We start from the raw sequence: 12,314 nt of genomic DNA, 5'->3' as shown, positions 1-12,314 counted from the left end.
ATTGTTAAAGATTGCTGCTATTGCGCAAAAAATACGCACTGCGGTGGCTTCAGTATTGTTCCTTTGCCAGTAGTAAGTGAAAACACTAACCCAAGATTACGTCGGTTTCTCCATCAATGATGAAGGCTAAAAGTAACTGCCTTCCCTAGGAGAACCCGAAAGAAAGAAGGACCGATATGAATTTCGAAATATCCTATGATACCTTATACCAGGCCTCAGACGTGATTGCTGCCTGGATTGTGTCAATTATTGCATTCTTTTTTCTTATTTATTTAATTTCGAAGCACCAAAAATGGGGAGTGGTATGGAGCTATATTCGAACAACAGATCACCGGAAAATCGGGCTGTTGTATTTACTCAGTGGTGTGTTGTTCTTTTTTCGGGGAGGAATGGATGCGTTACTAATTCGGACGCAACTGCTAGCACCAGAGCTAGATTTTTGGGTATTTCAGGGTGATAAATACAATGGTTTATTTACTACTCATGGTACTGTGATGATCTTTTTTGTGGCAATGCCTTTACTGATCGGTCTGATGAATGTTGCTGTACCATTGCAAATTGGTGCAAAGGATTTAGCATTTCCACTATTAAATTCACTCAGCTTCTGGTTGTTCTTTAGCGGGGCGCTACTCTTTAACCTTTCCTTTTTTCTAGGATCTCCCCCTAATGCAGGCTGGACAGCATATGCGCCATTAAGTGATAACAGCTTTACCTCAAGTGCTGGTAATGATTTTTATGTATTCAGTTTACAAATATCAGGTCTTGGGACACTGCTGACTGCCATAAACATGATCGTGACAATCATCCGGAACAGAACTCCCGGTATGAAGCTATTGCGGATGCCGTTGTTTACGTGGAGTACACTGGTTACCTCTTTTCTTATTATCGTGGCCTTTAGTACATTATCAGCAGCATTATTTTTATTAATGTTTGACAGATTATTCGGAACAGCCTTTTTCAATGCAGACGGGGGAAATCCTGTTTATTGGCAGCATTTGTTTTGGATCTTTGGTCATCCCGAAGTGTATGTGCTTGCTTTGCCTGCTTTTGGAATCTTTTCTGATGTGATTTCAACGTTTTCAAAAAAGGCTGTTTTCGGTTATCGTTCGATGATTTTTTCGATTATCTTAATCGGCTTTTTAGGCTTTATGGTTTGGGTGCACCATATGTTCACGGTCGGACTCGGCCCACTGATTAACACTTTTTTTGCGATTACAACAATGATGATTGCAATTCCAACTGGCATCAAAATATTTAACTGGCTGTTTACGATGCGTGGTGGAAACATTCAATTTACCACCCCGATGTTATTTGCTGTTGGATTTATTCCATCCTTTGTGATTGGCGGAGTAACTGGGGTCATGCTTGCTGTACCAGCTGCAGATTTTCAATTTCATGACAGTTACTTTGTAGTTGGTCATTTTCACTATGTCATCATTGGCGCCACCATTTTAGGAATATTTTCAGGAATTTATTATTGGTATCCTAAAATAACTGGGAAAAAGTTAGATGAAACACTAGGGAAATGGCACTTTTGGTTATTTGTTATTGGCTTTCATTTTACTTTCATGCCGATGCATTTTGCTGGACTGCAAGGCATGCCACGCCGTGTCTACACCTATCTTTGGGAAGATCATGTGTTTGTATTTAATGCGGTAAGCACTGTTGGTGCATTTATGATGGGGATCAGTATGCTGTTCTTTATCTGGAATATTTATCAGACAGCAAAATCCTCTGAACGAGTAGAAGCGGATTGTTGGGATGGCCGTACACTGGAATGGACGGTTGCCTCACCACCGGAGGAAAACCGCTTTGTCCCTTCACCAGTTGTGGAAGGAAGAGATCCTTTAGGGCGGGCAAAAGAAACGAATGAAACGATGAACTATACGAGTAACACCCGTGCCATGCCAGTTTCAACGGATACAGTTTTACCGGCTTTGATTGCCGGAAGCATGCTCTTATTCAGCTTAGCGATGATTTACGGGTGGCTTACCATCGCTGGTGGTTTATCTGTAGCTATTTTAGTACTGATCATTTGTTTTTCCTGGCGTGACCCTAAAAAAGAAGTCTATCGCCAAATACAATTTAGTAAATCGGATCGTCAGTCGCTATTCAAGGACAAAAAACTCGGGTTTTTCGGTTATCTCGTTATCGATGCCACCATGTTTACGATTTTATTTGTTACGTATATCTTGTTCACGCCATCTAAAGCAGGTCCTGATCCATCGCAGCTTTTTGAAGCAAAATCAGTGATTCTCTCTACTATTTTTCTAGTATCAAGTAGCGTAACACTGACCTTCAGCCGGAAAGCTACTAGCAGTAAGCAGTTGATTCAACATCTTGGGATTATTGTGACTTTTCTGCTAGGATTTCTATTTTTAATCGTAGAAGTATACGATTTTTATCATTACTGGGCGCAAGGATATACGATATCATCCAGCCTGTTTCTTTCTTCCTTTTATGTGTTGGTTGGATTTCATGCCGCACATATCTGTTTTGGACTTGGATGGCTGATTCAGTTATACACACAATCTATTCGAAAACATATACCGTTGACATTGTATGATGAAAAAATGACCGTTTTTGAATATTATTGGCACTTTGTAGATTTAATCTGGATGTTTATTATCCTATTCGTTTATTTGCCATATTTAGTATGACAGGAAGGATGTAAGATAAATGGAAACATCAATATTAATCGGAATAATTGTCTTGTTGCTGCTTCTTATTGTCGTCCCTGGTTTTTTGCTATTAAGATTGTACCTGCATGACGGCAAACAGAATCAGCATTCCGTACTAATAAATTATCCGATTTTAGGAAAGATGCGCTATATATTGGAAAAAATAGGACCGGAATTACGACAGTATTTATATTTAAATGACCGCGAAGGAGAGCCTTTTAATCGGAAACAATTTGAATTCGTAGTAAAGGCTGGAAAGTATAACAGCAGTCTGATGAGTTATGGCGCTGTTATCAACTTTGAAGAAGACGGATATTTTCTTGTCAACAATATGTTCCCGTTAATGAAAGATGAACTAAAGATTGGCAAGTACCCAAGCGTCACTAGTCTCGTTTATCAGCTGGAGCAGGAAAATCTGTTTAACAGAAAAGAGCATCAATCTGAAGTTGAAATGGATCCATATCTGCTCGGTCATGATGACACAGTTGTTCTCGGAAAAGAAACAGCCCGACATCCATTCTACATAAATGGATTAATCGGTCAGTCAGCCATGAGTTATGGTGCACTTGGTGAAAATGCGATATCTGCCTTATCGATGGGGCTTGGAATAGCTGGAGGTACATGGATGAATACCGGGGAAGGCGGCGTTTCACCGTATCACTTAAAAGGCAATACAGATCTTATCATGCAAATTAGTCCGGGGCTTTATGACGTGCGTACACATAATGGAGATTTTTCCTGGGAACAGTTTAAAAAACATGCCAACACCGATCAGATTAAAGCATTTGAATTGAAGCTTGGTCAGGGGGCTAAGACAAAAGGAGGACATGTGGATGGCGGCAAAATAACAAAAGAAATTGCTGAAATCAGGAAAATTGATGTCGGACAGGATGTGAACAGTCCCAATCGATTTCCGGGCATTTCTTCTCCAGAACAGTTACTTGCATTTGTAGATGAATTGCGTGAAGTTGGAGGAAAACCGGTTGGCATTAAAATAGTCGTAGGTAATGACAGACAGGTGGAACGATTAGTCAAAGCGATGGCTGAAATTAATATTGTTCCTGATTTTATCACCGTAGATGGTAGCGAAGGAGGGACAGGTGCTTCATACTATGGATTAGCTTATTCTGTAGGTTTACCTGCCTTTGCTGCGATACCACTTGTTGAGGACTGCTTAAAAAAATATCAGCTGAGAAACCATACCAAAATCATCGCATCAGGTAAATTGATAACTCCGGATAAAATCGCGATGGCATTATGTCTTGGTGCAGATCTGATTAATATTGCCAGAGGCTTCATGATCAGTGTCGGGTGTATTATGGCGCAGGTATGTCATACCAATACCTGCCCCGTTGGTGTAGCGACGACTGACGAGAAACTACAAAAGGCCTTGACCGTTGATGAGAAAAAGTATCGAGTTGCTAATTATGTGATTACTTTAAGAAACGACTTATTTGATTTAGCTGCCGTAGCAGGATTAGATAGCCCGACGAAATTTTCAAGAGAACATCTGATTTACCGGTCCCGATTGAAAGAATATCTATCTTGAGACAGGGGACGATTCCGTCCCTACTCTATCCAAAATTCCGGCTCTTTAATAATACAATCGATATGTACGCCTGCTTCGGTTTTTCCTCCGAAGGATTTGTTGCTTCCAAAGGCGATATGTACGGTCCCGAATACTTTTTCATCTTCTAAAACATTTCCAATTAGTCGCGCTTTTTTATTTGTACCAATACCGAATTCGGCAATGGTACGCCCATCTCCATCTCCTAATAGCGCTAATAGTTTTTGTCCATTTGCCCCTGTTGCGTCCACTAATCTTCCTGATTCAATCTTTAAGATAATCGGTTCGTCAAGTACGCCGATATTGCTTACAGACCCGTCAATCATCATCGTACCATTCGCAGAATCTTCTATTGGCGCTATGTAGCTTTCACCCGAAGGCACGTTGCCTGATTCACCTTTTTGTTTAAAAACACCTGTACTTCTGATACTCTTTCTTCCTTTGATAGAGAAAGTTAACTCATGATTTTCTTTCACAATCTTCACAGTCTCACCACGCTCTAATTGCTGACAATATTCTTCAGTAAGCTCTTGAACTTCATTATAATCAGCAGAAATCGCACCGTTTTCAAGCATATCTAATGTTATACCCGGCATGGTAGCCACTCTTGCGCCTGCATCACAAGCTTGTTTTCTAGCTTGTGTGTGCGTCAGTGAATGTTCGGTTACACATAATATCACGTCTGCCACCGTCATTAAGGAAGCAATCATTTGAGATGGTTCTTCACCAGATTTTTGTCGGGTTGGCATTTTGACAATAATAGACTCGGAGGAGAGCGCTTTACCAGCTTGGTAAAATAAATCTGCAATATCATGTTTTTCATCATCTGTTATAACAAGAACACGTTCATCTGTTCTTACATGCATATTTTGTCGTAGTACTGATTTAGCAATATCGATTAAATCCATGCTATATTCCCCTTTCGTTAAAGCAAGCCAAAATTAGAGCCGTATTTCTCCATAGCTGTTTTGAGATCCATATCAGCTTGAGATAACTCGCTAATAAACAATAAAATTTGTTTCTCTTCAATACGATATTTAGGTCCTGATACCGTTAATGAGCCAATAACCTTTTCTTTATTGAAAATAGGAATGGCAACAGCAATTACATCTTCTGTATATTCACCTTCACTAACTGCATAGCCCTTTTGCAAAATCATTTGTAAATCTTCTCTAATTACTTCCGGGTCTACCATCGTTTTATCTGTGTATTTTATAAACTTATTAGCTAAATAATTATCTATAAATTCAGTTGGCATATGCGCTAATATAGCACGATAGGATGCTCCGGCATGTAAAGGAGTTCGACTCCCTATTGAAACCGAGAATCGCACCGTAGTCCTCGCTTCCACTGCATCAAAAGTTAAACCATTTTCTCCATCCAACACAGTAAGAAATACAGATTCATTTGTTCTTTCACTAACTTTTTCTAAAATAGGATGTATTATTTCTTTTATATTGAAGTTTTCCGAGATTGAATTTCCAAGTTCCCAGACTGCAAAACCAAGGGAGTACTTCTTTGTTTCTTTATTTTTAATTAAGAATTGGTGCATTTCTAACGTTTCTAAAATTCGGTATATTTTTGTATGGTTAATATCTAATTCTGCCGCTAATTCTCGCCCTCCCCATGTTGGCTTATTTTTCGTAAACATTTTCATTACTTCTAAAGCAAGGCTTAGTGTTTTTAACATTGATTAAATTACCCTCCTTTAACTGCATAAATGGTGCATATATTAGAAGTATACTAATATATGCACCTTAAAAATCACTTACTTACATTTACGCTTCATATAGATAATCAATAACCGCTGCAATATATACTTTACAGCACCTTACGATATCTTCTACCTTAACTTTTTCATTATATCCATGAATACTTGGTAAAAAGGCAGGGCCATATTGTAGTACAGGTATGTTATGGTTTCTGAAATGTCGTGCATCACTACTAGCCCATTGACTAACACCATACGCATCATGCTCTGTTACATATGTGATATTATCAATGATTGCTCTACATACCGGATCTTCGGCACTAGTGTAGTTAGCGTCACTGCGGAATCCAAATCGGCTAATTTCATATTCGATTCCTAGTGCGTCAAGTTTTTCATGTACATAGTCTGAAACTTCGTCTTGTGTGATACCAAACGGAAGTCTACAGTCAACTTCTACTTCGCAGCTTTCAGGTATCATATTTGATTTTGTTCCGCCTTGGATCTTGCCGATATTTACAGTTATATGATCCATTACTGGTTGAAAGCGCTTGCGGTCTTTCTCAACTTCACGCATGTATCGCTTCGATTTCTCAATTAACGGCTTCACTTCATCTGGAATCTCAATCTCTAAATCCCATAATTTACGAATCTCATTAATTGCATCGATCATACTCACAATCGCGTTATTTCCCGCTAACGGTGATAGACTACCATGTCCTGGTTCGCCATACACTTTTAGTTTAAACCAAAAGGAACCCTTTTGACCAATTGTTGGGTTAAAACGTGATGAAGGCTCTGCAATTAAGCAGCCATCACCAGCAATAAGGTTTCGGTCCAAAAGCCAAGGAACACCAAATTCTCCACCAGTTTCTTCATCTGGTACCACAGCTAATGTTAATTTTCCAGGTAGGTCGATATTTAATTTTTTTAACAGTGCAAAGGTATAAATGAGTCCACCTAAGCCCGCTTTCATATCACTTGCCCCTCTTCCAAGTAACCATCCATCTACGATTTCACCAGAAGTTGGGCTAAAATCCCACTTGGAAAGGTCACCTGCTGGCACGACGTCAGAGTGGCCACAATAAATTAAATGTTTTCCCTCTTCCCCTCCACCAATGGTAGATATTAGATTATACATTTTATCAGTGGATTCATGCCATGCTGTGTCAGCACCTGCATTTTTTAAATAATTATCAATAAATGTCGTAATTTCTGTTGAATCACCTGGTGGGTTTTCACTCGGAATTTTAATCAGTTGACTACAAAAATCGATTAATTCATCTTTATTATTTTCAATTTCTTGAATTAGACGATCTTTAAGCTCCTGTTTGTTTACCATATTTTTAAACATCCTCCTTAGTTAATTCAATTTCATAATACTAATTTCATGCGATTCTCAGGCAACAATTACGAAATTGAAGCATTTACCGCTTTTTGTAAGTGTGTCATCTTTCCGTATAGTTGCTCTAAACGTGCAAATTCTTTCTCGCTATAGAAATCACATTTCGATTGACCATATACTTTTGCCACTTCAATACAATAACGAACAACTTCTTCAATGTCGGTCACACGGCTAGCTCCAGTGCCACAGCCAGCAACTGCTGTCTCTGTTGTAATCGCAACACCTACAACTGGCTTATCCGTTGCTACTGAAGGTTGAAGGATACTGTTAACATGATAAACATCATTCCCGTACGGTGTAATATCTTGAGTAGTAATTGGCATCGTAACAGGAAGTTTACCAACTGATTGTGTATAGACATGAAGTAAGTCATCACTTACTTTTAAGATATATCCTTCTTTAACGGTCGGCGTAATTGCAAACCCACGATGGTTAATAATTTGATTACCTTTTGTTGTATCAATGGAAAGAATAGCGTCCATCTCTTCAGCCACTTCATAATCATTCATCGTTAAGATATCTACCGGTGAATCCATAAATGGTACTGGATCATGTGGTTGCGTAGGTGCATCTGGACAAATGTGTGTCGTCAAGATGACATCTCCATCTAATTGATCTCCTTTATTTTCCATATCTAGTAATTTTGCTGCTGCCGCCATACTAGATAGCGCACCATCTCCATCGGAAACAAACCCAATCATTTCTGGACGAGCGCCAATCCCGCCTAACCGTCCAATAATACCTAGTGTTGGTGCATTACCACCATTGGATTTTCCATTTTTACCTGGAATAAGTACTTTAACAAAATCCGTTTTTCCTTTATTACCTTTGATGGTGTGAACATCTATTTGACCACTCTCATTAATCTCCAATAAATAATCTTTCACTTTTTCTCCAGTAACGGATCGATCATCCATTAAATCATACATTTCTATCACGTGTTTTAACGACATTTTCCTACCTCCTATTGATTAACCAAATGACAAGATGCTTGATGGGAATTTTCTGTTGTGACAACTTTAGGTACTTTTGTTTTGCATATATCTATTGCCACTGGACAACGCTCGTGGAAACTACATCCAGATGGCGGATTCAACGGGCTCGGAACAGTGCCTTTTAAAATAATACGTTCTTTTTCCTCAAATGGACTTTCTTTAGGGATTGCTGAGAACAGTGCCTTCGTATAAGGATGCTGAGGGTTCGAATAGATTTGCTCATACGTACCAACCTCAACAATTTTTCCTAGATACATTACTGCAATACGGTCGCACACATAACGAACAACATTTAAATCATGTGAAATAAAAATATAAGTTAAATTAAATTCCTGTTGTAACCTTTTTAATAGATTGATAACTTGAGCTTGAACAGAGACGTCTAATGCAGAAACAGGTTCATCACAAATGACAAGGTCTGGATTTAAGGTTAAAGCTCTTGCGATATTAATCCGCTGCCTTTGACCTCCCGAGAATTCATGAGGGTAGCGATCAGCAAATCTCTTGTTGAGGCCTACAATTTCAAGTAATTCTTCAACTTTTTTTCTTCTACTTACTTTGTCCCCAACTTTATGAATCACAAGGGGCTCTGCAATGAGCTTGCCTACTTTTTTCCGAGGATCAAGCGAAGCATACGGATCTTGGAATATCATTTGGATTTTCTTCCGAGTCTCTCGTAGTGTTTTGGCATCCATATCAATAAGATTTTTATTTTGGAAATTAACTACCCCATCTGTTGGCTTAATCAGCTGATTGACAAGGCGTGCCATTGTTGATTTACCACACCCAGATTCTCCAACAACGCCTAGCGTCTCACCAGGGTACACATTGAAACTAACTCCATCAACAGCTTTCACACTTTGCGTAGTCTTTTTAAATGGAACGTTATTTGCCATTGGAAAATGTTTCTTTAAATCCTTAACTTCAAGAAGAGCTTCCATCGAGGTATGCATCCTCCCTTCTCTCTAACTTCTCATCTGCTGTTTGAAAATGGCAGGCGACCGCATGTCCATCAGTAGGTTCAAGCAACTGCGGTGGTTTCTCATGACATATACTTTGGGCATATGGACAACGATCGACAAACGGACATCCTTCTATTTCATAACTTAAATCCGGTGGGCTTCCAGGAATCGCTGACAATGAATTGATACTTTCTTGAGCTTCTGTAATTTGCGAATCAAGTAGCCCCCATGTATATGGATGTAATGGATTTTTATAAACTTCTTTCACATCACCGGATTCTACAACTCTACCAGCGTACATCACGATGATTTTGTCACACGTTTCCCATACGACTCCTAAATCATGCGTAATCATGATGATCGACATATTCAGCTTATCCTGTAACTCCTTCATTAGATTAAGAATTTGTGCTTGAACAGTCACATCTAATGCAGTTGTAGGTTCATCTGCAATAAGTAGCTTCGGATCACAAGATAACGCAATCGCAATCATAACCCGTTGACGCATCCCACCAGAAAATTCGTGCGGGTACATGTCTATTCTTTTTTCAGGAGCTGGAATCCCAACTAAATCTAGCATTTCGATTGCTTTTTTCTTTGCTTCTTTCTTGGACATCTTCTTATGATTTCGAATCGATTCTACTAACTGGTCCCTCACGGTAAACACAGGGTTTAAACTTGTAGAAGGATCTTGGAAAATCATTGAAATCTCATTTCCACGAATTTTTCTAATCTCATTGTTGGAAAGTTTTAATAAATCTCGATCTTTAAAATTAATTTCACCACCAGTTATTTTTCCAGGTGGATTCGGAATCAGCCGAAGAATGGAAGTTGCTGTAACACTTTTACCTGAACCCGATTCCCCAACAATACCTATATTTTCATTTTCATTAAGGTCAAAACTAACACCATTAACAGCTTTCGTAATAATTGATCCTGATTTAAACTCGACTTGTAAGTCCTTCACACTTAATAATTTCTCTGACATACGTTCACCTCCTGCTATAACTTCATCTTAGGATCAAGCGCATCTCTTAATCCATCACCAAACAAGTTAATACCGAGCACCGTAATTAATATCGCTAATCCTGAGATCGTTGCTAACTCTGGACTAAGCACTAGAAAGTCTTTTCCCTCTTGTAACATACTTCCCCAAGAAGCTGTTGGAGGTTGTACACCTAGTCCTAAGAAACTTAAAGATGCCTCAGATATAATTGCTCCAGCAACTCCCATCGTCGCATAGACGATTAATGGCGCTATACTATTTGGCACAATGTGCATAAACAAAATCCTTCCATGCTTGGCACCTAATGAACGAGTTACTTCTATAAATTCAGACTCCTTAACATTTAACACCTGACCTCTAACCACTCTAGCAAAACCAGGAATGTTAGAGATCCCGATGGCGATAATTACATTTACTAGACCTTGTCCTAATACGGTCATTAAGGTAATAGCTAGTAAGATGAAAGGAAAAGCCATCATCCCATCCATAAATCTCATGATGATTGCATCCGTTCTTCCGCCAAAATATCCAGAAATCAAACCCAATGATGAGCCGAAAACAGCTCCAAATAATACAGCTGAGATTCCGACAATTAAAGATACACGCGCACCATAAACAATACGACTAAATATGTCACGACCGTAGCTATCTGTTCCTAAAATGTGGCCTGCTTCACCCGGACCTAACAAAGTATTCGTCACATCCATCACGTAGGGATCATGCGTCGCAAAGAAGGGTGCAAAAATCGCCGTTAGGATTAAAACTAATATGACAAATAAACCTAATGCAGCAAATCTATTTCGCAATAATTTACGCATAAAAGACTGTTCTTTTTTAGATTTCTTATATTGAAGCTCTTTTGCCTGTTCAAGCTCTTCCATAGTATTCATTCTTATTTTGCACCTCCACCATTGGAGTCAAGGTTAACTTTCGGATTCACAACTTTATAGAGAATGTCAACGATTAAGTTAATGACTACATAGATAACCGCAACAAAGATAACAGTGCTTTGAACAACGACAAAATCACGTTTTTCAATAGCATCTATAATTAATAAGCCCATCCCTGGCCAACTGAAAATTGTCTCCGTTAATACAGCACCACCTAATAAATTTGAAAATTGCAAACCCATTACGGTTAATAAAGGTGTCAGCGCATTTTTTAATGCATGTTTGTTAATCACAAAAAACTCTTTTAAACCTTTTGCACGAGCTGTTTTAATATAATCGTGTGAAATTGTTTCTAACATACTAGAACGAATAATTCTTGCAAATTGAGCAGTAGGTATTGTAGCTAATGCCAAACTAGGCAAGATAAGATGACTAATAAATTCCCAAAGACCATCTTCAAGTGACCCCATACCTGTAGCAGGTAGCCAGCCCAAATTAACACTGAAATAAAGCACTAGCATGACACCTAACCAAAAGATTGGCATCGAAACTCCTACTAGAGATACCGTCGTAACGAGATAATCAATAATCGTATTCTGTTTTCTTGCAGCGATAATACCGGCAGGCACACCAATAATTACAGCGATAAGTAGCGCACTTATTGCTAAGATTATAGTATTAGGAAAGCGTTCCGTGATTAAATCTACAATTGGTTGATTATAGGAAAGTGAATTTCCAAAATCAAATGAAATTAAATTGATTAAATAATCCCAAAACTGCAAATAAAGCGGATCGTTTAACCCCAATCTCTCTGCGTATGCCGCTATGTCCTCTGCACTCGCTTGTGGGCCAAGCATAACTGCTGCTGGATTACCTGGTAGCATTCGTGTAATAAAGAATACAATTACCGCAACGATAAATAATGTAGGTATTAATTGTACAATTCTTTTAAAGAGAAATCCCTTCAACAAACTCCCTCCTTGATTCATTATTTGAATCGTTGTTTTAATATGTGAATAAATTGAATCTTATCATCCATTATTTTCGATGTAAATAGAATTTCTACAAAAAACACTAAATTTTTAGATTTTTCTAGATTT

General features: G+C 38.6%; 10 protein-coding genes. 2 read left to right on the top strand and 8 right to left on the bottom strand.

The features are described from left to right. Positions 1-176 precede the first annotated feature (176 nt). Together ACI6MV_RS09985 and ACI6MV_RS09980 are read left to right on the top strand one after the other, a co-directional pair. Entirely contained in the window at positions 177-2,660 is a 2,484-nt protein-coding gene (locus ACI6MV_RS09985; RefSeq protein ID WP_407270146.1) for a cbb3-type cytochrome c oxidase subunit I, read from the top strand. Positions 2,661-2,679: 19 nt separating this feature from the next. After that, positions 2,680-4,230: an FMN-binding glutamate synthase family protein gene (locus tag ACI6MV_RS09980; protein WP_407270145.1), complete on the top strand. Its 1,551-nt coding sequence runs from the start codon at positions 2,680-2,682 to the stop codon at positions 4,228-4,230. Between the two features lie 20 nt (positions 4,231-4,250). Here ACI6MV_RS09980 and ACI6MV_RS09975 read toward each other — a convergent pair whose 3' ends face one another. From ACI6MV_RS09975 to ACI6MV_RS09940, 8 genes are all read right to left on the bottom strand, one after another. Beyond that, positions 4,251-5,156: an aminopeptidase gene (locus ACI6MV_RS09975; RefSeq protein ID WP_407270144.1), complete on the bottom strand. Its 906-nt coding sequence runs from the start codon at positions 5,154-5,156 to the stop codon at positions 4,251-4,253. A gap of 17 nt (positions 5,157-5,173) precedes the next feature. Then, the gene (locus ACI6MV_RS09970; RefSeq protein ID WP_407270143.1) at positions 5,174-5,938 is read right to left on the bottom strand and encodes an IclR family transcriptional regulator; all 765 of its coding nucleotides are present in this window, start codon (positions 5,936-5,938) and stop codon (positions 5,174-5,176) included. Positions 5,939-6,026: 88 nt separating this feature from the next. Then, a complete protein-coding gene (locus ACI6MV_RS09965; RefSeq protein ID WP_407270142.1) occupies positions 6,027-7,298 on the bottom strand; it encodes a M20 family metallopeptidase in 1,272 nt (423 codons plus the stop codon). A 68-nt stretch (positions 7,299-7,366) separates the two neighbouring features. Then, entirely contained in the window at positions 7,367-8,314 is a 948-nt protein-coding gene (locus ACI6MV_RS09960; protein WP_407270141.1) for a DUF1177 domain-containing protein, read from the bottom strand. An 11-nt stretch (positions 8,315-8,325) separates the two neighbouring features. Then, positions 8,326-9,297: an ABC transporter ATP-binding protein gene (locus ACI6MV_RS09955; protein ID WP_407270140.1), complete on the bottom strand. Its 972-nt coding sequence runs from the start codon at positions 9,295-9,297 to the stop codon at positions 8,326-8,328. Then, entirely contained in the window at positions 9,281-10,306 is a 1,026-nt protein-coding gene (locus tag ACI6MV_RS09950; RefSeq protein ID WP_407270139.1) for an ABC transporter ATP-binding protein, read from the bottom strand. The genes ACI6MV_RS09955 and ACI6MV_RS09950 overlap by 17 nt, the downstream gene beginning before the upstream one ends. A 14-nt stretch (positions 10,307-10,320) precedes the next feature. Beyond that, a complete protein-coding gene (locus tag ACI6MV_RS09945; protein ID WP_407270138.1) occupies positions 10,321-11,214 on the bottom strand; it encodes an ABC transporter permease in 894 nt (297 codons plus the stop codon). Between the two features lie 2 nt (positions 11,215-11,216). Beyond that, entirely contained in the window at positions 11,217-12,182 is a 966-nt protein-coding gene (locus ACI6MV_RS09940; protein ID WP_407270137.1) for an ABC transporter permease, read from the bottom strand. Between the last annotated feature and the right edge of the window lie 132 nt (positions 12,183-12,314).

Origin of the sequence: Radiobacillus sp. PE A8.2 (assembly GCF_045635475.1) — a bacterium.
In the GTDB taxonomy this organism is placed as follows: Bacteria; Bacillota; Bacilli; order Bacillales; family Amphibacillaceae; genus JBJGXI01.
Note: the sequence above shows the minus strand (reverse complement) of the source record. Positions and strands in the feature narration are given on the sequence as shown.